The organism is Dyella koreensis, assembly GCF_044904565.1.
Classification (GTDB): domain Bacteria; phylum Pseudomonadota; class Gammaproteobacteria; order Xanthomonadales; family Rhodanobacteraceae; genus Dyella_D; species Dyella_D koreensis.
The window spans coordinates 371737-395094 of the sequence record NZ_JADIKD010000011.1 but is presented as its reverse complement, the minus strand read 5'-3'; the positions used below and the strand labels follow the sequence as shown (position 1 = coordinate 395094).

Below are 23358 nucleotides of genomic sequence, written 5' to 3'. Positions count from 1 at the left end.
CCTGGATCCCTCCCGCTGCGGCGGGAGGTCCCTCTCTTCGACGGACGCCCTCGATGTTCGCCTATTACTTCCAGCTCGGCCTGCGCAGTCTCCGCAAGAATCCATTGCTCACCGCGTTGATGGTGATGGCGATCGGCTTCGGTGTGGCGGCATCGATGACCACCTATTCGGTGTTCCGCGCCACGTCCAACAATCCGATTCCGCAAAAATCCTCGCAGCTGTTCGTGCCGCAGATCGACAACTGGGGACCGGAAGATGCCCAGCGCAGCAACGGCGAGCCGCCGCAGGCGATGAGCTACACCGACGCCATCGGGCTGATGCGCGACCATCGCGCCAAGCGCCAGACCGCGCTGTATCCCGCCGGTCTGTCGATCGTGCCGGCCGATGCCAATCAGTTGCCGTTCCACGAGAACACCTATGGCGTCTACGCCGACGCCTTCGCCATGTTCGACATCCCGTTCCGTTACGGCGGTGGCTGGACCGCGGCCGAAGACAACTCGCGCGCCGCAGTCGCGGTGATCGGCAAGGACCTCAACGACAAGCTGTTCCATGGCGAGAACAGCGTCGGCCGCGAGATCAATCTGGACGGCCGCAGCTACCGCATCACCGGCGTCATGGATCACTGGGACCCGCAGCCGTTGTTCTTCGACGCGGTCAATACCGGTGGTTTCGATGATCCGACGCAGTTGTTCGTGCCGTTCACCCGCATGATCGAATTGAAGGTGCCCACCAACGGCAACAACAACTGCAACAAGGATCCCGGCCAGGGCTGGGACAACTGGCTGCATTCGGAATGCATCTGGCTGGGTTACTGGGTCGAACTCCCCACCAAGGCCGAGGCTGATGCGTACCGCAGCTACCTCACTGGCTATGCCGCTGAGCAGCAGCGTGCCGGCCGTTTCCGCTGGGCACCGAACGTACGCCTGCGCAACGTGGTCGAGTGGCTGGACTTCGAGAAAGTGGTACCGCCGGAAGCCAAGATCTCGCTGATGGTTGCGCTGGGCTTCCTGGTGATCTGCCTGGTCAACACCATCGGTCTGTTGCTGGCCAAGTTCATGCGCCGCTCGTCGGAGATCGGCGTGCGCCGTGCGCTGGGTGCGGCGCGCAGCGAGATCTACATGCAGTTCCTGATCGAGGCTGCCGCCGTGGGTCTGGCCGGGGGTGTGCTTGGTTTGCTGCTGACCGGTGTGGGCGTGTTCGGCATTTCGCTGATCTTCGATCCGCAGGTTGCGCGCCTGGCCACGCTGGACGTGCCGCTGGTCTTGCTGACCCTGCTGGTGGCGATCCTGTCCACGGTGATCGCGGCCTTCTACCCCACCTGGCGCGCCGCACAGGTGCAGCCGGCCTGGCAGCTGAAATCCAACTGAGGCGACGACCATGCTGCAGATCAAACCCATTCTCGCCGCCCTCAAGCGCCACAAGGCCGGCACTATCCTCATCGCACTGCAGATCGCGCTGACCTTGGCGATCGTGTGCAACGCGCTCTTCATCATCCAGCAACGCGTGGAACGCCTGTCGCGGCCCAGCGGCATGAATGAGAGCGACGTGCTGGCCATCGCCAATCGCTGGGTCGCGGTGAACGACAAAGACACCGCCTCGCTGACCAAGACCGACGTGCAGGCGCTGCGCCAGCTGCCCGGAGTGCAGGACGCGATGAGCACCAACTCCTTCCCGCTGCGCGGTGGCGGCTGGTCCACGGGCGTGAACCTCCAGCCGAAGGAGACCGGCAAGCCGGCGGCGCAGACGACGCTTTATTTCGTGGACGACCATGCACTTTCCGTCTACGGAACGCAGTTGATCGCCGGCCGCAATTTCACCGCGGACGAAGTCATCGTCGCCGACCCGAAAGACATCAAGTCCACGCCGCAGGTGATCGTGACCAAGGCGCTTGCCGACAAGCTGTTCCCGAAGGGCGATGCGCTGGGCAAGCTGATGTACCTATCCGGCAAGGACGTGCCGCCCAGCACCATCATCGGCATCGTCAATCGACTGCAGGTGCCGTGGTCGGGCACCTGGTCCAACGACTTCGTGGAGAACGCCACGCTGCTGCCGGTACAGCTGACCGGCTCCTATGGCATCTACCTGATCCGCGCCAAGCCGGGCCAGCTCGCCTCGGTGACCAAGAGCGCACCGGAAACCCTGCTCAAGACCAACCGCATGCGGGTGATCTCGGGCGATCGCGCGATCCGTACCTTCGAGAAGGTGCGTGAGGATGCGTACAAGAACGATCGCGGCATGGCGATCCTGATGGGCGTGATCTGCCTGATCCTGCTGGCGATTACGGCGGCGGGCATCGTGGGCCTCACCAGCTTCTGGGTCGGCCAGCGCCGCAAGCAGATTGGTGTGCGCCGCGCGCTGGGCGCGACCAAGCACGACATCCTCAGCTACTTCCTCACCGAGAACCTGATGATCGGCATTGCCGGTGTGGTGATCGGCGCGGGACTGGCGATCGGCCTGAACCTGTGGATGGTCACGCAGTTCGAGATGGCGCGACTGTCGGTGGTGTACGTGCTTGCAGGTGTAGTGGCGTTGCTGCTGCTCGGTCAGGCGGCTGTGCTGGCGCCGGCGATGCGTGCGGCGAAGGTGCCACCGGTGGAAGCGACGCGCTCGGTGTGAAGCCCTGCGGTGACCCCACAATAAAAGGGTGAAAGGTATCTAACTGATGTTTTCCTACTACCTCCAACTTGGTGTGCGCAGTCTTCGCCGCAACCCGTTGTTGACCGCCCTGATGGTCATGGCGATCGGCTTCGGTGTGGCAGCCTCGATGATCACCTATTCGGTGTTCCGCGCGGTCTCGGGCAATCCCATTCCGGAGAAGTCGGAGCGGCTGTTCATACCGCAGATCGATAGCTGGGGTCCGAAGTACAACCTGGTGGGCAACGAGCCGCCCTACGCGTTGAACTACGTCGACGCCATGGAGCTGATGCGTGCGCACAAGGCCAAGCGCCAGACCATGCTGTATCCGGTGTGGATGTCGGCCTTGCCCGAGGGCGGCCAGTCCATGCCGTTTACTGTGCAAGGCTTTACGGCGCAAAGTGATTTCTTTGCGATGTTCGATGTGCCCTTCATCTACGGCAATGCCTGGGCCGCCTCGGATGACGAGCAGCGCGCAGCCGTGGTGGTGATCAGCCGCAAGCTCAACGACAAGCTCTTTGGCGGCGCCAATAGCCTGGGCCGAGATATCACACTGAGCGGGCATAACTACCGTGTGGTGGGCGTCACCGAGAACTGGAATCCCAAGCCGCGTTTCTTCGCGGCCTGGGGTGGCACCACTTTCGGCGATCCTTCGGATATCTATATTCCGATCAGCCACGCCCTGGATCGGAGGATCGATACCGCAGGCAACAACAGCTGCCGCGGCCGTATCGATTACGGAGACTGGAATGGCTGGCTGCAAAGCAATTGCGTGTGGGTCATTCCCTGGGTCCAGCTGGACAGCGCAGCAGAGGTTGAGCAATACCGCCAATTCCTCGAAGGGTACGCGGCTGATCAGCAGCGTGCTGGGCGTTACGGCTGGGCGCCCAATGTGCGTCTGCGCAACGTGATGCAGTGGCTGGATTATTTACAGGTAGTGCCGCAGGAAAGCAGCGTTTCGCTACTGGTGGCGCTGGGCTTCTTCGCGATCTGCCTGATCAACACGATCGGCCTGCTGCTAGCCAAATTCCTTCGTCGTGCGAGCGAGATCGGCGTGCGCCGTGCGCTGGGCGCATCGCGCAGGGAAATCTATCTGCAGTACCTGATCGAGGCCGGCGCGGTTGGTTTGGCAGGTGGCGTGCTCGGCCTGCTGCTTACGGCCTTGGGCATCTCCGGCGTCGGCTTGCTGTTCCAGCCGCAGATTGCGCGGTTGGCGCATCTGGACCTCACGCTGGTGGGTCTGACCCTGCTGGTATCTGTCTTCGCCACGCTGGTGGCCGCGCTGTATCCCACCTGGCGCGCCGCCCAAGTGCAGCCGGCGTGGCAGCTCAAGTCCAACTAAGGGTGCCATGATGCTGCAGATCAAACCCATACTTTCCGCACTGCGCCGGCACAAGGCCGGAGCGCTGTTGATCGGATTGCAGATTGCACTGACCCTGGCCATCGTCTGCAATGCGCTATTCATCATCCAGCAGCGGGTTGCTCACCTTTCCGCGCCTAGCGGTATCGATGAAGCGAACCTGGTGGTGATCGAAAACGGCTGGGCGAACAAGTGGAACACCCAGGAAGCCGACGCCCAGGTGAGGGCGGATCTGATGGCATTGCGTCAGCTCCCCGGCGTGCAGGATGCCGTCGCCAGCAACGCCTACCCCATGCGCGGAGGCGGCTGGGACCAGTTCATTACGCTAACTCCAGATCAAACCACGCCGACCGGTGACGCGTCGGTTTACCTGGGGGACGAACACTTTCTGGACACCCTTGGGGTGAAATTGGTGGCGGGCCGCAACTTCCGCCCGGATGAGATTCACCCGATCGGCAACCGCGAAAATGTCATGCCGCCCGTGACGATCATTACGAAGACGCTGGCGGACAAGTTGTTTCCCGATGGATCGGCGCTCGGCAAGTCGATCTATGCGATGAGCAACACGCCTACGGTGATTGTCGGCATCGTCGATGTCTTGCAGACACAGAGCCTGTCCAATTGGCAGATGCAGCATGCCTACGAATCGCTGATCTGGCCGTTACGCGCGGCTTCGGAAACCGGTATCTACTACATCCTGCGCGCCAAGCCCGGTCAGCTTGCCGCGGTGCGGAAGGATGCGGTCAGGACGCTTTATGCGCAGAACCGCATGCGCATCATCAATAACGATGGCGGGGTGATGGATTACGCCCAGATACGCCAGAAGGCCTACGACAGCGATTACGGTATGGCGATCCTGATGGGTATCGTCTGTGCTGTGCTGCTAGCTATCACCGCTGCGGGCATCGTGGGTCTCACCAGTTTCTGGGTCGGCCAGCGCCGCAAACAGATCGGCGTACGCCGCGCGCTGGGCGCGACCCGGGGCGACATCCTGGGCTACTTCTTGACCGAGAACTTGTTGATCAGCGTCGGTGGCGCCGTGGTCGGCGTGATGTTGGCCATTGCCATGAACCTGTGGCTGGTCACGCGTTTCGAGATGCACCGATTGTCGCTGTTCTATGTGTTGGCAGGTGTGTTGCTGTTGCTGCTGCTGGGGCAGGGCGCGGTGCTGGCGCCCGCGATCCGCGCTTCGAAAGTATCGCCGGTGGAAGCCACGCGCTCCGTCTGAGCGCGTCGAAACGACAAGGGGGGGCGCATGTTTTCGTACTATCTGGATCTGGCGCTGCGCAGCCTGAAGCGCAACAAGGTGCTGACGGTGCTGATGGTGGTCGCCATCGCGCTGGGCATCGGTGCCTGCATGACCACGCTCACCGTCTTGCATGTGCTTTCCGGCGATCCGCTTCCGGACAAGAGCGCACGCCTGTTCTATCCCCAGATCGACCCGAAGGACATGGACGACTATCAGCCGGGCATGGAGCCTGCACGTCAGCTCACCTGGACTGATGGCATGAACCTGCTCAAGGCCAAGCGCGGTCAACGGCAGGCATTGATGACCGGCGGTTCGGTGCCAGTGCAGCCCGCGCAGTCCGGGTTGGATCCGTTCTTCAGCGATGCGCGCTACACCACCGCCGATTTCTTTCCGATGTTCGAAACACCGTTTCTCTATGGGCGCGGATGGGGTGAGAGCGAAGATGACGGCAAGGCGCGCGTGGTGGTGATCACGCGAGCGCTGAACGAGAAATTGTTTGGCGGCAAGGACAGCACCGGCCAGATACTGCGCTTGAAGGACACCGGTTTTCGGGTGATCGGCGTACTGGACACCTGGCGTCCCAACCCGCATTTCTATGACCTGAATACGGGCGAGTATTCGGGAGCAGAGGATATCTTTCTGCCACTGTCGACTTCGCGCGATGTGAAGCTCGAACGCGACGGCAGCATGAATTGCTGGGGCCACGGCGCCGGCGGCGACGACGAGCTGGAGAGCTCCACCTGCGTCTGGCTGCAATTCTGGGTAGAGCTGGAGAGTCCGGCCAAGGCTGCCGACTACCGCGTCTTCCTGGATAACTATTCGAAAGAGCAGAAGGCGCTCGGCCGCTTCCAGCGCCCCTCCAACGTGCGGCTATCCAACGTCATGCAATGGCTGGATGTGAATCAGGTCGTACCGAGTGATGTGCGTCTGCAAAGCTGGCTGGCGCTCGGCTTTCTGGTGGTTTGCCTGGTCAACACCGTCGGCCTGATGCTGGCGAAATTCCTGCGCCGCTCCGGGGAGCTGGGGGTGCGCCGGGCGTTGGGTGCGTCGCGATTCAGGATCTTTACGCAGCTGCTGGTGGAGGCGGGTGTCATTGGCCTCGCCGGCGGTGTCGGTGGCTTGCTGTTGGCCTTCGGCGGTTTATGGCTGGTGCGCCAACAGCCAGCCGACTACGCCTCGTTGGCGCACCTGGACCTGCGGATGTTGCTTGCCACGTTTGCTTTGGCCCTGGTGTCCAGCCTGCTGGCGGGATGGTTGCCAGCGTGGCGTGCCTGCCAGATCACTCCGGCGCTGCAATTGAAGAGTCAGTGAGGGCGATGACATGGACATCTTTCCGATCCTTTCCACTTTGCGCCGCCACAAGACCACCGCCGTGCTGGTGATTCTGGAGATTGCGCTGACCTGCGCCATTGTGTGCAACGCGGTATTCCTGATCACGCAGCGGCTGGATCGCATCCATATGACCAGCGGTGTGGCTGAGCATGAATTGCTGCAGGTGAGGCTGGCGGACATCGGAGCCAAGAGCGACGAGAAGGCACGCACCGCGGAAGATCTCGCCGCGCTGCGACAGATACCGGGCGTTACCGCCGTGGCCTCGGTCAATCAGGTGCCGTTTGGACATTCATCGTCGAACAGTGGGGTCAGGCTCGATCGGGACCAGCGGCAATCCACGCTGGAGGCTACGACCTATTTCGGCGAGAACATCGCGCAGACCCTGGGCCTGGAGCTGATCGCTGGCCGCTATTTCCAGGCCGACGAGTATCAGGATCTCGATGCGGTATCGAAGGCGTACTCGGCCGGCGACTACAAGCACGTGCCCAACACGGTCATGGTCACGCGCACCTTGGCGGAGCGGCTGTGGCCTGGGCAATCCGCCTTGGGCAAACAGGTTTACATGGGGGCCGCGCTGCCGTTGACGGTGGTGGGTGTGGTGAAGGACCTTGTTCGCCCCGAAATCTGGCGCGATGCGGAAGCCCAGTACAGCATGCTGTTACCGGTGCGGGTCTCCGCCGGCCAGTATCTCGTTCGCACCGCGCCGCAAGAGCGCGAGCGCGTACTCAAGACGGCGCTGGAAAAACTCAAGCAGGCCAACCCGAACCGCGTGGTGCTCAACAAACGGAGCTGGGACGAGATTCGCCAGAAGTTCTTTCAGAACGATCGCGCCATGACGGGTTTGCTGGTTGGCGTATGTATCGCGCTGCTCATCGTGACGGCACTGGGCATCGTCGGTCTGGGCAGCTTCTGGGTCGCGCAGCGGCGTCGGCAGATCGGCGTCAGGCGCGCACTGGGTGCTACGCGCAGACACATCCTGCGCTACTTCCAAACCGAGAACTTCCTGCTGGCCACCATCGGCATTGTGCTCGGCATGGTGCTGGCTTATGGCGTCAACCTGTTCCTGATGGTGCATTACGAGCTGCCGCGATTGCCGGGGATCTACTTTCCTGTGGGTGCGGTGCTGTTGTGGCTCATAGGTCAGGCGGCCGTGCTTGGCCCGGCCATGCGCGCGGCGGCGGTACCGCCGGTGGTGGCGACACGTTCCGTATGAAATCCGCTAACCCGTAGGAGCGCACCCTGTGCGCGACTGCTCTGCGCGTGACGAAGAGCATCGCGCACAGGGTGCGCTCCTACGGTGAATCATTTTGTCGATGGAGTAAGACATGTTCGGTTACTACCTCGACCTTGCGCTGCGCAGCCTCAAGCGCAACAAGGTGCTCACCCTGTTGATGGTGCTGGCCATCGCGGTCGGTATCGGCGCGAGCATGACGACGCTCACGGTGATGCATCTGCTTTCCGGCGATCCGCTGCCGGGGCGTAGCGGTTCGCTGTTCTATCCGCAGGTCGACACGGATCCCACGCCGGGCAACCGCAAGCAGCCGCTGGACAAGCTCGATTATCCGACGGCCATGGACATCTTGAACGCGCACCTGGCCGATCGACAGACGGTAGTGGTCGATAGTCCGGTGAAGCTGCGCGCGCCGGATACGCAGCTGCCGCCGCTGATGCTCTCGATGCTGTCCGCGACGACGGACTTCTTCACGATGTTCGACGTGCCATTCCAATACGGTGGGGCTTGGCGTGCTGAAGATGACGACAGGCATGCGCGCGTGGCGGTAATTTCCTCCGATCTCAACGCCAAGCTGTTCGGCGGCGCCAACAGCGTGGGCCGCACGCTGCGCTTGCGCGACACGGACGTGCGTATCGTCGGCGTGCTGGCGCCGTGGCGGCCCACACCGCAGTTCTACACCGTGGCCGGTGGCCGCTTCTCTGGCGGCAAGACCGCCGACTTCTACAGCAAGCCGCAGGATGTGTTCACACCATTCACCAGCGGCCTGGAGATCAATGACGGCAATTTCTATCAATACACCTGCTGGCATCCTGTGCCGACGCCGGGGCATCTGAAGAACGCGCCCTGTGTGTGGCTTGCTGTGTGGGTGCAGTTGGGTAGCCCGGCCAAAGTGGCGGCATTCAAGCAATTTCTCGACGGCTATGCAGCGCAGCAGCAAACGTTGGGTCGCGTCGTAAGGCCACAGAACACCCGGCTGCGCAGCTTGATGGAATGGCTGGATTTCAACGGTGTGGTGCCGAGCGACGTTCGCCTGCAGACCTGGCTCGCCTTTGCCTTTCTTGCGATCTGCCTGTTCAACACCATCGGGCTTCTGCTGGCGAAATTCTTGCGGCGTTCGGGCGAGATTGGCGTGCGCCGCGCGCTGGGTGCCAGCCGCGCGGCCATCTTCGCGCAATGCCTGGTCGAAGCCGGCATGGTGGGATTGCTGGGCGGTATCGGAGGGTTGTTGCTGACCATGCTCGGGCTGCGGGTGGTGCGTAGTCAGCCGGTGGCCTTCGCCGACCTGGCCCATCTGGACAGCACCATGTTCCTGCTCACCTTCGCACTTGCCATCGCCACCAGTCTCGCCGCGGGCTTGCTGCCTGCGGCGCGGGCGAGTCGCGTAGCGCCAGGCCTGCAACTGAAGACGCTCTGAGGATCCCATGCAGATACGACCCATACTCGCCGCTCTTCGTCGCCACCGGCTCGCCACGCTGCTGATCGGGCTGGAGATCGCGCTGGCCTGCGCGGTGCTGTGCAATGCGTGTTTCCTGATCGCCAATCGTGTCCAGGACATCCATGTTCAAAGCGGCGTCGACGAGGCCTCGCTCGCGTCGTTGAAGATCAATGGCTATGAAGACAGCCAGTCGGTGGATATCAATGCACGGGTAACGGCCAGCCTGCGAGCCATTCCCGGCGTGCAATCGGTCAGCGTGCTCAACTCCATTCCGTTCGGTGAGCGACGGGGCACGGCGGGCGTCGCCACCGATGCCGAGGGGAAGCATTTCGGCGGAGTGATCGAGTTGTATCTGGGTGGCCCAGGCAGTGCCGAGGCACTGGGGCTGCATGTGGTCGCTGGCCGGGCGTTGCAGGCGGGTGACTATCAGCCGTTCTCCGGCGTTTTTCCGAGTTCGGCGTCGATACTGATGACACGCGAGTTGGCCGAGCATTTATGGCCCGGTGCTGACCCGCTGGGCAAGTCGATCTGGATGGATAAATGGCGTTATCAGGTGGTCGGTGTCATCGATCATCTGGTGGTGCCCGATCCGGGCATGCGCGGTGACGCCGCGAAGGGCTGGTCGGTGTTTGTTCCTGGACAGCCGGGGCCGATGCTTTCAGGCAACTATCTGATCAAGGCCGCATCGGCCGATATCCAGCGCGTGTTGCGCGATGCGCGCGAGATCATCACCAAAGCGGTGCCGGATGCCGTGCTCGATCAGCAGGGCACGCAGACCGTCAGCGATCTGCGCGAAACGTTCTTTCAGCAGGATCGCGTCATGACCGGCATGCTGGTCGGCGTGATTGTCGCGCTGCTGATGGTGACGGCGCTCGGTATCGTTGGCCTGGCCAGTTTCTGGGTGCAGCAGCGCCGCAAGCAGATCGGCATCCGCCGTGCCATTGGCGCGACACGGCAGGATATCCTCAGCTATTTCCAGACCGAGAACTTCCTGATCGTCACCGGCGGCATTGCGCTCGGCATGGTGATGGCGTTTGGGCTGAATCTGGTGCTGATGAAGTTCTATGAGTTGCCGCGACTGCCGTTGTTCTATCTGCCGGTGGGCGCAGTGGTGCTGTGGGCGCTGGGGCAGCTGGCCGTGCTGGGGCCGGCGTTGCGGGCAGCGGCGGTGCCGCCGGTGGTGGCGACGCGGTCGGTGTGACCCGCGTGCTCTCTGGCAGGTGATGGAAGGCTCCGAAGCGGTCACAATAGGTTTTCTGTATTCCGCATCCGAGGTCTGCCTATGAAGTTGGTGTCGTTGTTGATCTGCGCGAGCTTGATGGGCTCGGTCGCCTTGGCGTCGGCGGAACCGGCGGCGAAACCCGCGCAGGCCGACGTGGCAACGCGGGTCAAGGCCCTCAACGCGCTGCTGGCCGAGCAATGGCAGCATTCGTTGGAAAATGCGCCGGAGTTCGCCACCATCCTCGGCGACCTCCGCTACAACGATCGCTGGAGCGACACGTCGCTGGCGCATGTGGCGGCGGAGCGCAAAGTTACCGAAGGTTTTCTCAAGCGCTTCGAGGCGATCGACACCACCGGCTTCTCGGAAGAGGACAAGCTCAACCAGCAGCTGATGGTCCGCCAGCTCAAGGACAACCTGCGCGGCGTCGACCTCAAGCTGTACGAGATGCCGCTGGAGCAGATGAGCGGCATACATCTGCAGCTGCCGGGTTTCGTCAGCTCGATTCCTTTCGACACCACCAAGCAGTATGAGGACTACCTGGCCCGCCTGCGTGCTATTCCGCAGGTGCTGGAGCGGGCCACGGCGGTGGCGCGGCAGGGCATGAAGGACGGCATGATGCCGCCGCGCTACCTGCTGGAAAAAGTGGTGGTGCAGATCGACAACATTGCCAAGCCAGCGGGCGAGGAGAACGCGTTCGCCGAGCCGCTGAAGCATTTCCCAGACGCCGTTCCGCAGGCGGACCGCAAGCGCCTGCACGACGCGATCGTCGCTGCCATCGACAACGATGTGCGCCCGGCGTATCGCAAGCTCGGCGAGTTCGTGGCCAAGGACTACGCGCCGCACGGCCGCACTCAGCCGGGTATCTGGCAACTGCCCAACGGCGATGCGATCTATCGCTACGACGTCGAACAGATGACCACGACCAAGGAAAGCCCGGAGCATATCCATGAGCTCGGCCTGGCCGAGGTGAAGCGGATCGAGGCGGAGATGACTGCCATCGCCAAGGCACAGGGTTACAAGGACCTGGCGAGCTTCCGCGAGGCGCTGAAGACCGATCCGAAGGTGCACCCGACCTCGCGCGAGGACATTCTCAATCGCTACCGCGGCTATATCGCACAGATGCAGCCAGAGCTACCGAAGCTGTTCGGCCTGCTGCCGAAGACCAAGGTCGAAGTGCTGCCGGTCGAGGCGTACCGCGAGAAGGAAGCGCCCGGCGCCGAATATCACCAGGGCACGCCGGACGGTTCGCGGCCGGGGCAGGTGTACGTCAACACCGGCGACTTCGCCAACCGCACCACGCCAACTATCGAATCGACGGCGTATCACGAGGCGATTCCCGGCCATCACATGCAGATCTCGATCGCGCAGACCCTGCCGGCGCTGCCGCCGTTCCGCCAGCAGGCCGGCTACACCGCCTACATCGAGGGCTGGGCGCTGTATGCGGAGCGCCTGGGCAAGGACATCGGTTTCTACAAGGATCCGATCTCCGACTACGGCCGCCTGTCCGATGAGCTGTTGCGCGCGAACCGGCTCGTGCTCGACACCGGCGTGCATTACAAGCATTGGACGCGCCAGCAGATGGTGGATTTCTTCCATGCCCATTCCAGCCAGGACGAACCGGATCTGCAGGCCGAGACCGACCGCTATGTGACTTGGCCGGGCCAAGCCCTGGCTTACAAGATGGGGCAGCTGAAGATTCTCGAGCTGCGTGAGCGCGCCAAAAAGACGCTGGGCAACAAGTTCGACATCCGCGCCTTCCACGACGAAATCCTCGGCGGTGGCGCGCTGCCGCTGGACGTGCTGGAGGCTCGTGCCGATGCCTGGATCACCGCCGTGCAGGCCGGCAAGGCGCCCGCACACCCGGTGGCGGCGCCATGAGCCCGGCTAGGCCAATGGTCATTACAACCTTTTGCCGGCAGGATGCATCCATGTCTGCATGCGTAAGAGTCCGATGCGTACTGTCCTGATCATTGACGACAACCCGGCCGTGGGGGAGGCGCTGTCGTTGGCGCTCTCCCTGCACGAAATCCGCCCCCTGACCGCGCTGACGCCGGAGCAGGGTCTCGAGTTGCTCGAACGCGAGCGCATCGACGTGGTGATTCAGGATATGAATTTCACCGCGGACACCACCTCGGGCGAGGAGGGCGTAGCGCTGTTCCGTGCCATTCGCCAGCGGCATGCGGACCTGCCAGTGATTCTGCTCACCGCCTGGACGCATCTGGAGACCGCCGTGGAACTGGTCAAAGCCGGTGCTGCCGACTACCTCGCCAAACCCTGGGACGATGCCAAGCTGCTAGCGACGGTGGAGAACCTGCTTGAGCTGTCGGAATCCACTCGCGAGGTGGCGCGCGCGCGCAATGAACGTCGCAAGCGCCGTGAAGATCTGCAGCGCCGTTATGATCTGGATAGCCTTGTCTTCGCTTCCGAAGCGATGGCCCGCACGCTGGAGCTGGCCTGCCAGGTCGCGCGTTCGGATGTGCCGGTGCTGATCACCGGACCCAACGGCGCCGGCAAGGAACGCATTGCGGCCATCGTGCATGCGAATTCCGCCGTCAAACGCGGGGCTTTTATCGCCGTGAACTGTGGCGCGTTGCCGGGTGAACTGATCGAGGCGGAGTTGTTCGGTGCCGAAGCGGGTGCCTATACCGGCGCCAACAAGGCGCGCGAAGGGCGCTTCGAGTTGGCCGATGGCGGCACGCTGTTCCTCGACGAGATCGGCAATCTGCCGCTGTCGGGTCAGGTGAAGCTGCTGCGCGTGCTGGAAACCGGGCAGTTCGAGCGGCTGGGTTCCGGCCGCACGCGGCAGGTGAAGGTGCGTGTGTTGAGCGCGACCAATGCCGACCTGAAGGCAATGATCCGTGCCGGCACGTTCCGCGAAGACCTGTATTACCGCCTCAACGTGATCGAAGTGAATCTGCCGGCGCTGGCTGATCGCACCGACGACATCCTGCCGCTGGCGGAGCACTTCCTGGGTGGCCGTGCCGTGCTGGGTGAGGCGGCGCGCGAGGCGCTGCTGTCGTACTCCTGGCCGGGCAATGTGCGTGAGTTGAAGAATGCGATCGAACGCGCGGCCTTGCTTGCCGGCGATGGCCGCGTCACACCGGAGCAACTCAATCTGCCGCAGTCGCCGATGAATGCGGCGCGCAATCTGGACGAGCCGAGCCGCGAGGCGGTGGAGGTTGCGTTGAGCAAGGCGGATGGGGTGGTTAGCCGGGCGGCGCAGGCGTTGGGGTTGTCGAGGCAGGCGTTGTATCGGCGGATGGAGAGGTATGGGTTGGCGGCGCAGAGTTGATGTTGTTGCGCGGCTGATCGGTACTTCGCTCCAGCTCCCTCTCCCTCGGGAAAGGGTCAGGGCTTGAGACTCGCTTTCCTACTCGTCATCCCTGCGTAGGCAGGGATCCAGTGGCGTTGTCGCTTCGATGTTCGCGTTGTCGCGACCGGGCTCGCCTTCGGCGGGGTTTCGTCTCGCTGCCGCGAGCCGAGTTACTTTTCTTTGCTTGCCCAAAGAAAAGTAACCAAAAGAAAAGGCACCCCTCTTACGCGCCCTCCGGCTTCGCCTGCGACGCGAAGCTAGTCCCGTGGGGCGGGTCCGTGAGGGTTGGCCGGGCTTTTCGACAGGACATCCCTGTCCTGTCGAAAAGGAACCGGCATCCATGCCGGTTCCCCTGCGGGCCTGATCGTCCAACCCTCACCGCTCCACAGGGGACCCGTTACGGGCTCGCTTCGCATCGCCGAGCAACGGCGAAGGCAGCAGAGCCAGCTCCCTCTCCTCTCCGGGGAGAGGGTTGGGGTGAGGGGTGGGTGCTTGGGATCGCGTTGCTACTTCACAAGCTTCACTCACGCATGCCGAAAGATGGTTGCCGTTGTGGGTGGGGCATATCAAGATGCCGGGCATTGCTGTTGGTCAGGGAACTTGTCATGCGTTCGATGGTGGTGGCGGGCATGGTTTGCGCCTTGTTGTTCGCGGCGGTGGCGCAAGGGCAGTCGGCGGTGCCGGCGAGTGATCGTTGGTCGACGCCGGCGCGTGCGGGGAGTGTGAGTTATGGCGGCAGTGCCAGCTTGCCGCGTGAGCAGGTGGGGAGTTTCCGGTTCAAGGATGACGACAAGGCGTACAGGCCGCGCATTCAGATGCAGTCGCCGAAGCGTACGTATGGGCGGCCGGAGCGTACCTGCGAGTTGAATCCGTCGGCGTCGTCCTGCTTGATTCCCAGTACCAAACCGGTTTCGGTCCGCTAGCGTGTGGCGTCGCCTGAATACGCTGGAGGCGCGGCTGGCGCTGCTGCTGTGCCTGGCTTACGTGTCGGGTGCGCTGATTTATGTTGGCGTGACGCAGTGGCCGTTGCCGCAGTTGCTGCAGTGGATGAAGCACGATCTGGGTGTGACGGTGCAGGCGCCGGCGCATATGGGTGTGTGGAGCGGGCTGTTGGTCAGCGCGGTGCTGGCCTTGCCGTTGTCGATCTGGTTGGCGGGGCGGGTGATGCATCCGCTGAGCCGGTTGCTGCGTGCGCTGGAGGGCGCGGTTGCCAGTTATCGTGATGGCGATTTCAGTTTCTCCATTGCCGCGACGCGTGGAGATGAGTTGGGTGAATTGATCCGCATGCATAACGCGCTGGGGCAGACCTTGCGTGAGCAGCGGCAGCATCTGGCGCAGCGTGAGCTGCTGCTGGATACGGTGGTGCAGAACACACCGGTAGCGCTGGTGCTGACTGATGCGACCGGTCGCGTGACCTACGCCAATATCGCGGCGCGTCATCTCTTCAATGAAGGACGCACCCTGCAGGGGCTGGATTTCATGGAGTTGATCGAGGGCTCGCCGGAAGCGCTGCGGCGCGCCGTGAAGAGCGGTGAGGATGCGTTGCTGACGGTGGAGATGGACGGCAGCGAAGAGACCTTCCATCTGTCCCAGCGCAGCTTCCGCCTGCAGGGGCGGCCGCACCGTTTGCAATTGTTCCGGCGCATGACGCGCGAGCTGTCGCGGCAGGAAGTGGCGACGTGGAAGCGGGTGATCCGTGTGATCAGCCACGAGCTCAACAATTCGCTGGCGCCGATTTCGTCGCTGTCGCATTCCGGCGCAGAGCTGGCGCGGCGTGGCGATACCGCGCGTTTACCCGGTGTGTTCGCCACTATCGGCGAGCGTGCGCGTCACTTGCATGGTTTTATTGCCGGCTACGCCAGCTTCGCCAAACTGCCGACGCCGCAGCCGGTGCCGATCCAGTGGAAGCCTTTCCTTGATGGCCTTGCTCTGCATTGCGTTTTCAAGTTGCAGGGGAACATGTCGGAGCAACCGGGCTGGTTCGATGCCGCGCAGATCGAGCAGGTGTTGATCAACCTGATCAAGAACGCGCACGAATCGGGCAGCGCTGACGATGAGGTGGCGTTGTCGCTGACGGTGATCGGACGCGACTTGCGCATCGAAGTGGCTGATCGTGGCCCGGGCATGAGCGAAACCGTGCTGGCGCAGGCATTGCTGCCGTTCTATTCCACCAAGCGCTCGGGCACCGGCCTGGGGCTGGCGCTGGCACGTGAGATCGTGGAGGCGCATGGCGGGCGTATCACCCTGGCCAACCGGGAGCAGGGTGGCCTTCGCGTTAGCCTGTTGTTACCGCTCAACGTTACGTAATCACGTAACCAGCGGGTGCCTCGCACTCGCCTATACTCATGGCCTGATCAAGGACAGGAGGTAGCCATGGGACAGCTTTTTGCACTCGTCGTTGTTGTCGTCGCGATCATCGTGATCGCCAAACTGGTTCGCATCGTGCCGCAGGGTTACGAGTGGACGGTGGAGCGTTTCGGCAAGTACACACGCACGCTGACCCCCGGCCTGCATTTCCTGATTCCGTTCATCTACAGCATCGGCCGCAAGATGAACATGATGGAGCAAGTGCTCGACGTACCTTCGCAGGACGTCATCACCAAAGACAACGCCGTGGTGCGTGTGGACGGTGTGGTGTTCTATCAGGTACTGGATGCCGCCAAGGCGGCGTATGAAGTGGCCAACCTGGAGCAGGCTGCTCTGGCTTTGGTGATGACCAATATCCGTACCGTGCTGGGTTCGATGGATCTGGATGAGTCGCTGAGCCAGCGCGATGCGATCAATGCGAAGCTGTTGCGCGTAGTGGACGAGGCAACTCATCCCTGGGGCGTCAAGGTCAACCGCATCGAGATCAAGGACATTGCGCCGCCGCGCGACCTGATCGACTCGATGGCGCGACAGATGAAGGCGGAGCGTGAGAAGCGCGCGAACATCCTTGAAGCCGAGGGCTTCCGTCAGGCGGCCATCCTCAAGGCCGAGGGTGAGAAGCAGTCGGTGATCCTGGCCGCCGAAGGCGAGAAGGAGGCGGCGTTCCGCGCCGCGGAGGCGCGCGAACGTTCGGCCGAAGCCGAGGCCAAGGCCACATCGATGGTTTCCGACGCGATCGCCAACGGCAACGTCAATGCGCTCAATTATTTTGTCGCCAACAAATACGTTGAGGCGCTGAAGGAAATGGCGCACTCGCCCAACCAGAAGATGCTGATGTTGCCGCTGGAGGCGACCGGCATATTGGGTTCGCTCGCCGGCATCGCCGAACTGGCCAAGGAGTCACTGGGACAGCAGCAAGAGAAGGCAGCCGCCCGCCGTACCTGACGGGCTCGGGTAGGAGCGCACCTTGTGCGCGAAAGCCGCGGCAATGACATTCCGGCTTTCGCGCACAGGGTGCGCTCCTACAGCATCATCTTCGGTGTCTCTTTTGGGGGTGTTTCATGGTCGCAAGTGTTGCAACGCATTATCTGTGGTGGATTCTCGCCCTGGTGCTGATCGCACTGGAGGTGATGCTGCCCGGCTATTTCATGCTGTGGATCGGTATCGCCGCCGCGGTTACTGGCGTGCTGATGCTGATACTTCCCGAGTTGTCGCTGCTGTCGCAGGCGATCGCTTTCGTCGTGCTGGCGTTCTTGTCCTGCGCCGCCTATTGGTACCTCCTGCGACCCAGGCTGCAGCGCGACGAGCCTGGCGATGCGCGTCTGAACCGGCGTGGCGAGCAGAACATCGGCAAGCGCTATGTGCTGTCCGAAGCCATCGTCAACGGACGCGGCAAGGCGCAAGTGGGCGATGGCTTATGGCTGGTCAGCGGGCCGGATCTGCCGGTGGGCAGCACGGTCGAGGTGGTCGCGGTCGACGGCAATACGCTCAAGGTCAGGCCGGTCGCGTGATGGCAGGCTGGCCGACTCTCCGAATTAGACGGCCATACGTATTCAAGCTGCCGGCTTCCGGGTAAGAATGCGACATGACTTTGTCGCCCGCCTCCTTTGCCGCTTCGCCGCCGCCCAACGCGGCCGTCAGCCAGTTCGCCACCACCGCGTTGAATACGCGCATCGCCTTCCTGGTGGAGCTGGCGCGCCGGCTGCATCAGTACGGCACATCGGCACCGCGCCTGGAGATGGCGATCTCCGGCTCCGCGCAGCGGTTGGGGCTGGTGGCAGACGTCTGGTCCAGTCCTACCGCGATCATCATTTCCTTCGCTGATCTGGCCCAGGGTGAGGATGGCCTGGCGCAGGTCACCCAGGTGATGCGCCTTCCGCCCGGCGACGTGAATCTGGCGCGCCTGTGCCAGGCGGATCTGATCGCCGACCAGGTGATCGCTGGCGAACTCGATATGCGCCAGGGTTTTCGCCTGCTGCGCGAGCTGGGCAAGCCGGATACGCGGCGCGCGCAGGCCGGCCTGATCGCCTGCTACGGTCTGGCGGCGGCCAGCGTGGTGGCGCTGCTGCTGCATAGCTCCTGGGCGGATCTGCTCACGACGGCGCTGATCGGCGTGATCATCGGCAGCATCACGGTGCTGTCGGCCACCCGCCCGCGCCTGGCGGTGGCGAGCGAAGCGATCAGCGCGCTGGTCGGTGCCGTCGTAGCGATCGTAGTGAGCGCCTTTGTGGTGCCGCTGGCGATCAAGTCGGTCGTGCTGGCGGGCCTGATCATGCTGATGCCGGGTATGGCGCTGACTACGGGCGTGCGAGAGGTGTCGAGCCAGCATCTGGTGGCCGGCATGGCGAGAATGGGCGGGGCGGTGTCCAGTCTGTTGAAGCTGACCTTCGGTACCGTGGCTGGCACGCAGCTTTGCGCGGCGGTGGGCATTTACCCGCGCGACTATGCGTTGCCGCCGTTGCCGGCCTGGACCGATTATCCGGCGCTGCTGTTGGCGGCCTTTGCTTTCGCCATCACGTTCCGCGCGGCGCGCAAGGATTGGCTGGTCGTGATGGCTGCGGTGGTTCTGGGTTATCTCGCCACGCGCTGGGGCGGCCTGATTTCCGGCTCCTTGCCGGCGGCGCCTTTCGGCGTATTCCTTGGTGGTTTTCTGCTGAGCGCACTGGCCAATGTTTATGCGCGTTACGCGCATCGTCCAGGCGCGGTGATTCGCGAGCCGGGCATCATTCTGCTGGTGCCCGGCAGTGTGGGATTCCGCAGTGTGTCGTATCTGCTGGAGCGCGATACCACGCTCGGGCTGGATACCGGCTTATTACTGATAACACTGCTTATTTCACTGGTGGCGGGCTTGCTGTTCGGCGACTTGCTGGTGGCCCCGCGTCGCTCGCTTTGAATGGGTGATTGGGCCTATAAAAAACGCCGGCTCGAAGCCGGCGTTTTTTATCGAACGAGCTGAATAAGACGAACTGAATAAGATCAGATCGCCAGATCCTTTTCCTTCTTGCCCGCCTTCAGCGCGTCGTTGAACCAGCGCGGACGCTTGCCGCGGCCGGACCAGGTCTGCTCCGGATCGGCCGGGTTGCGGTACTTCGGCGGAACTGTGCCGCCCGACTTGCGGGCCTTGCCGCGGCCGTGGCCGAAGATGTCTTCGAACGCATAGCCTTCGGCCTTGATCAGCGCATGGATCTTTTCGCGCAGCTTGCCGACCTTTTCCTTGCGCAGTTCGTTCTGGCGAACCTGTGCCTTGTTGATCAGGTCATTAAGCTGGTTGTGATTGAGATTCTTTATATCGACGGCCATATTTGCTCCCGGGATGACAATGAGCCATTAGCAGGCATTTGTTGTTTTAAGTGAAACCAAACGCGGTAGGTTGCCTGTTTGATTCTGTACGATCTTTTCGCCAAATGCAAAGCGCTAAGCCATTCGGATTATCAGACTGCTAATGGTGGCTGACTTGCGTGGCGCTTTCGCAAACGCATATTGACCGGGATTATTTAGGAAAATTCAATGCGGTACTAATGGCGCCGGATATGAAAACGGCCGCATGACGCGGCCGTTTTCAATAGCGGTTTTCAGCCGGCTCAGCCGAGCAGGGCGAATAGCTCGTCGGTGCTGATGGCGCGGCTTTCCGCTTCATGGCGCGCGCGATATTCCAGGGTGCCGGCGGCGATGCCGCGCTCACTCACCACCACGCGATGCGGAATGCCGATCAGTTCCATATCGGCGAACATCGCGCCCGGGCGCAGGCCGCGATCGTCCAGCACGGTTTCGATGCCGCGCTCGTTGAGCTGCTGGTACAGCGCTTCGGCTGCCTGCGTGACCTCCGGCACGTTCTTCGGGTTGATCACGCACACGGCGATACGCCACGGTGCCATCGGCTCCGGCCAGATCACGCCGGCCTCGTCGTGACGCTGCTCGATGGCGGCGGCGACGATACGGCTGACGCCGATGCCGTAGCAGCCCATCAGCATCACCTGTTTCTTGCCCTGCTCGTCCAGGACGGTGGCATCGAGCGCTTCGGCGTATTTGTTGCCCAACTGGAACACGTGGCCGACTTCGATGCCACGCGCGATTTGCAGGGTGCCCTTGCCGTCCGGCGAGACATCGCCGGCGACGACCTTGCGGATGTCCTCGGCGCGGGTGACGCGCGCGTCGCGTTCCCAATTGGCGCCGGTGTAGTGGGTGCCGTCCTGGTTGCCGCCGCAGACGAAGTCGGCCAGCACGGCCGCGTCGCGATCCACGATCACCGGGATTTCCGCCGGCAGGCCGACCGGGCCGATAAAGCCGGGCCGGGCGCCAGTGACGGCGAGGATCTCGGCCTCGGTGGCGAGCACGGATGCACCGGGAAGCTCGGCCAGCTTGCCGGCCTTCACTTCGTTGACCTCATGGTCGCCGCGCACGCACAGCGCTACCAGGCCTTTACTGCCCTGGACCAGGATGGTCTTCACGCATTGCTGCGGCGACACCTTGAGGAAGGCGGCCACGTCTTCGATGGTTTTCTGTGTAGGCGTATCGACACGCTGCAGCGAAGCCGCGGCGGCGGGGCGTGCGGCGGCGGGCGCGAGTGCCTCGGCCTTCTCGATATTGGCGGCGTAGTCGGAGCCGTCGGAGAAGATGAGGGCATCTTCGCCCGAGTCGGCCAATACCTGGAACTCGTGGCTGGCGTTGCCGCCGATGGCGCCGGTGTCGGCTTGCACCGCGCGGAACTTCAGGCCCAGGCGGGTGAAGATGCGCGAGTACGCCTGGTACATCGCGTCGTAGGTTTCCTGCAGCGATTCCTGGGTGAGATGGAAGGAGTAGGCGTCCTTCATCAGGAACTCGCGCGCACGCATCACGCCGAAGCGCGGACGGATCTCGTCACGGAACTTGGTCTGGATCTGATAGAAGTTGACCGGCAGCTGCTTGTAGCTCTTCAGCTCATTGCGCGCGAAGTCGGTGACCACTTCCTCGGCGGTGGGCGCGTAGCAGAACTCCTGCTCCTTGCGATCCTTGATCTTCAGCAGCTGGGGACCGAACTTCGCCCAGCGGGCGCTTTCTTCCCACAGCTCCTTAGGCTGGATGGTCGGCATCAGCATTTCGACGGCGCCGGCGCGGTCCATTTCCTCGCGCACCACTTTTTCCACCTTGCGCAGTACGCGCAGGCCCAGCGGCGACCAGGTGTACAGGCCGGCGGCGAGCTTGCGGATCATGCCGGTGCGCAGCATCAGGCGATGGCTGGCGATCTCGGCGTCGGCGGGCACTTCCTTGACGGTGGCCAAGTGGAACTGGCTGAGGCGCATGCGGGGGCATTCCGGCGTGATAAAGAAGCCGATTATAGCGGGGCTTCGTGCCGTCTCCGCCCTAAAAGCGCAGGAGCCCACTCTGAGAGCGACCTGGCGTGGCGCCGGTCGCCCACAGGGTGGGCTCCTACGTAGGGTGCTTACTGGTTAGGGCAGAACTGCTTGTACTGGCCTTCGGCGGTGGCCTGCTGCTGCTTGCGCTGGCTGTCGTCCAGCAGCTTCTGTTGGCCGCCTTCCTGGGTCACCACAGGCTGCTTGCTACGCAACAGCTCCAGGTTGCTCTTCAGGGTGGTGCAGAGTTTGGTGCGGTTTTCCGGGGTGTCGGCCACCGGCTTCGGCGGCGGCTCCATGGAGGTGCTTGCGGAGGAAGGTTTTTCCGCAGCCGCCGGAGAGGCGGCCGATTCGACCGTACCGGTGGTAGTGACGCGCTTGAACTGCGTGCCCTTCGGCGGCGGGCTGTCGGCGTAGTGCACGGTGCCGCTCGCATCGGTCCACTTGTAGGCCTGGGCCATGGCCAGGGGGGCAAGCAGCAGCAGGGCGACAGCGGTCAGCGGGCGACGCATGGGTTTCTCCGGAGGGTTCGAAAGCAAGTGGCGCCCTTGTTAGCACCCCGCCGGACCGGACTCAAGCGATGGTTTACACTGCGCGCATTCCGTCACGGATTGATCCATGAGCGAGAGCACACCAGCCCGTACGCCGAGGCATCGGGGCATTTACCTGCTGCCTAATCTGTTCACCACCGGCGCCATGTTCGCTGGCTTTTACGCCATTATCGCGAGCATCGGCGGCAGCTATAGCGACGCGGCCATCGCGGTATTCGTGGCGGCGCTGCTGGACGGTATGGACGGCCGCGTGGCGCGCGCCACCGGCACGCAGAGCGAATTTGGCGTGCAGTATGACTCTCTGTCCGATCTAGTCAGCTTCGGCCTTGCGCCCTCGCTGGTGATGTACACCTGGTCGCTGTCGGCGCTGAAGGCGTACGGTCCGCTGTGGGGCAAGATCGGCTGGGCCGCCGCCTTCATCTATGCCGCCTGCGCGGCGTTGCGCCTGGCGCGTTTCAACACGCAGGTCGGCGTGATCGACAAGCGCTACTTCCAAGGACTGGCCAGTCCGGCTGCGGCGGCGGTGTGCATGTCCTTCGTGTGGAGCATGGACAAATTCGGTGTGGTCGGCGAAGAGGTGTGTTTTTTCACCCCATTCATGGCGGTGATCGTGGGCCTGTTGATGGTCAGCCGCTTCCGCTACTTCAGCTTCAAGTCGCTGCCGATGGGCGACCGCGACCGCGTGCCGTTTCTGTGGATCATCGTGGGTCTGCTGATCCTGATTCCGTTCTTTGTGGATCCGCCGCGCGTACTGTTCGTGGTGTTCACGCTGTATCTGTTGTCCGGTCCCACCATGACCCTGTGGGGCCGGGCCACCCATCGCCGCCGCCGCGGAGCGGCTTGAGCGCAATGGCTCACCTGTCTGCCAGCCCTTTGCATCGCACGCGGGTGCTGCGCGCCCTCGGCGTGATGCCTTGGGTGCAACGTGCCGCGCCAGCGCGTACCGATGACACGCCCATGGTGGCGACACCTGTGCCTGACGTGCAGATAGGCGATTGCGTCGTGCTGCTGCCGGCCGGTTGCGATACCAAGGCGCTCGATCTGTTGGGCCGCGCTTTGCACGCTTTCGGCCCCGCGCTGGCACGCGCTGCGCGTATCGAAGTGCGCGACGGCCAGTTGTCCGCGGCGCCTGTGGCGCGCGCTTATCTGGTTTTCGGCGAGGCACAGGCGCATGCCTTGGGCCGCGAGCTGCCGGCAGCCACGCTCAATCAGGCGCATATCGTGCTGGCCGACGAGCCGGCCGGCGTGCATGCCTCCGCTGCGGGTAAGCGGCGCTTGTGGCATGCCTTGCGCAACCTGCGCCGCGCGCTGGCGCAATCCGGGGCTTAACC

At 63.1% G+C, this 23358-nt stretch carries 20 protein-coding genes; 17 read left to right on the top strand and 3 right to left on the bottom strand.

Going from position 1 to position 23358, the window contains the following annotated elements; translation table 11 throughout:
* The first annotated feature begins 53 nt into the window (after window positions 1-53).
* From ISS97_RS13805 to ISS97_RS13735, 15 genes are all read left to right on the top strand, one after another.
* Window positions 54-1367, top strand: a complete 1314-nt coding sequence (locus tag ISS97_RS13805) for an ABC transporter permease (protein ID WP_379985841.1) — start codon at window positions 54-56, stop codon at window positions 1365-1367.
* Window positions 1368-1377: 10 nt separating this feature from the next.
* Window positions 1378-2616, top strand: a complete 1239-nt coding sequence (locus tag ISS97_RS13800) for an ABC transporter permease (protein ID WP_379985842.1) — start codon at window positions 1378-1380, stop codon at window positions 2614-2616.
* A 46-nt stretch (window positions 2617-2662) separates the two neighbouring features.
* On the top strand, window positions 2663-3976 hold the full coding sequence (locus ISS97_RS13795; protein ID WP_379985843.1) for an ABC transporter permease: 1314 nt from the start codon (window positions 2663-2665) through the stop codon (window positions 3974-3976).
* A 7-nt stretch (window positions 3977-3983) separates the two neighbouring features.
* On the top strand, window positions 3984-5222 hold the full coding sequence (locus ISS97_RS13790) for an ABC transporter permease (RefSeq protein ID WP_379985844.1): 1239 nt from the start codon (window positions 3984-3986) through the stop codon (window positions 5220-5222).
* 27 nt (window positions 5223-5249) lie between these two features.
* Window positions 5250-6554: an ABC transporter permease gene (locus ISS97_RS13785; RefSeq protein WP_379985845.1), complete on the top strand. Its 1305-nt coding sequence runs from the start codon at window positions 5250-5252 to the stop codon at window positions 6552-6554.
* A gap of 10 nt (window positions 6555-6564) precedes the next feature.
* The gene (locus ISS97_RS13780; protein WP_379985846.1) at window positions 6565-7788 is read left to right on the top strand and encodes an ABC transporter permease; all 1224 of its coding nucleotides are present in this window, start codon (window positions 6565-6567) and stop codon (window positions 7786-7788) included.
* 112 nt (window positions 7789-7900) lie between these two features.
* Window positions 7901-9223 carry an ABC transporter permease gene (locus tag ISS97_RS13775; protein ID WP_379985847.1) on the top strand — a complete coding sequence of 441 codons (1323 nt, stop codon included), beginning with the start codon at window positions 7901-7903 and terminating at the stop codon, window positions 9221-9223.
* Between the two features lie 7 nt (window positions 9224-9230).
* Window positions 9231-10445, top strand: a complete 1215-nt coding sequence (locus tag ISS97_RS13770) for an ABC transporter permease (RefSeq protein WP_379985848.1) — start codon at window positions 9231-9233, stop codon at window positions 10443-10445.
* An 81-nt stretch (window positions 10446-10526) separates the two neighbouring features.
* On the top strand, window positions 10527-12344 hold the full coding sequence (locus ISS97_RS13765) for a DUF885 domain-containing protein (protein ID WP_379985849.1): 1818 nt from the start codon (window positions 10527-10529) through the stop codon (window positions 12342-12344).
* Between the two features lie 73 nt (window positions 12345-12417).
* Entirely contained in the window at window positions 12418-13758 is a 1341-nt protein-coding gene (locus ISS97_RS13760; protein ID WP_379985850.1) for a sigma-54-dependent transcriptional regulator, read from the top strand.
* Between the two features lie 626 nt (window positions 13759-14384).
* Window positions 14385-14702: a hypothetical protein gene (locus ISS97_RS13755; RefSeq protein WP_379985851.1), complete on the top strand. Its 318-nt coding sequence runs from the start codon at window positions 14385-14387 to the stop codon at window positions 14700-14702.
* Window position 14703: 1 nt separating this feature from the next.
* The gene (locus ISS97_RS13750; protein WP_379985852.1) at window positions 14704-16086 is read left to right on the top strand and encodes a sensor histidine kinase; all 1383 of its coding nucleotides are present in this window, start codon (window positions 14704-14706) and stop codon (window positions 16084-16086) included.
* Between the two features lie 66 nt (window positions 16087-16152).
* Window positions 16153-17091, top strand: coding sequence for an SPFH domain-containing protein (locus tag ISS97_RS13745; protein ID WP_379985853.1), 939 nt, complete (start codon window positions 16153-16155; stop codon window positions 17089-17091).
* A 116-nt stretch (window positions 17092-17207) separates the two neighbouring features.
* The gene (locus ISS97_RS13740; RefSeq protein ID WP_379985854.1) at window positions 17208-17657 is read left to right on the top strand and encodes an NfeD family protein; all 450 of its coding nucleotides are present in this window, start codon (window positions 17208-17210) and stop codon (window positions 17655-17657) included.
* Between the two features lie 74 nt (window positions 17658-17731).
* Window positions 17732-19039 (top strand): threonine/serine exporter family protein, encoded by a 1308-nt coding sequence (locus tag ISS97_RS13735; RefSeq protein WP_379985855.1) that lies wholly within the window; start codon window positions 17732-17734, stop codon window positions 19037-19039.
* A gap of 83 nt (window positions 19040-19122) precedes the next feature.
* On the opposite strand, the gene ISS97_RS13730 is transcribed toward ISS97_RS13735, so the two are convergent.
* The 3 genes from ISS97_RS13730 to ISS97_RS13720 form a co-directional block, all read right to left on the bottom strand.
* Window positions 19123-19446: an H-NS histone family protein gene (locus ISS97_RS13730; RefSeq protein WP_379985856.1), complete on the bottom strand. Its 324-nt coding sequence runs from the start codon at window positions 19444-19446 to the stop codon at window positions 19123-19125.
* 281 nt (window positions 19447-19727) lie between these two features.
* Window positions 19728-21425 carry a proline--tRNA ligase gene (locus tag ISS97_RS13725; protein WP_379985857.1) on the bottom strand — a complete coding sequence of 566 codons (1698 nt, stop codon included), beginning with the start codon at window positions 21423-21425 and terminating at the stop codon, window positions 19728-19730.
* Between the two features lie 140 nt (window positions 21426-21565).
* The gene (locus ISS97_RS13720) at window positions 21566-21988 is read right to left on the bottom strand and encodes a DUF4124 domain-containing protein (RefSeq protein ID WP_379985858.1); all 423 of its coding nucleotides are present in this window, start codon (window positions 21986-21988) and stop codon (window positions 21566-21568) included.
* A gap of 106 nt (window positions 21989-22094) precedes the next feature.
* On the opposite strand from ISS97_RS13720, the gene ISS97_RS13715 reads away from it, so the two are divergent.
* Together ISS97_RS13715 and ISS97_RS13710 are read left to right on the top strand one after the other, a co-directional pair.
* A complete protein-coding gene (locus ISS97_RS13715; RefSeq protein WP_379985859.1) occupies window positions 22095-22871 on the top strand; it encodes a CDP-alcohol phosphatidyltransferase family protein in 777 nt (258 codons plus the stop codon).
* 5 nt (window positions 22872-22876) lie between these two features.
* Window positions 22877-23356 (top strand): hypothetical protein, encoded by a 480-nt coding sequence (locus ISS97_RS13710; protein WP_379985860.1) that lies wholly within the window; start codon window positions 22877-22879, stop codon window positions 23354-23356.
* Window positions 23357-23358: the final 2 nt, after the last annotated feature.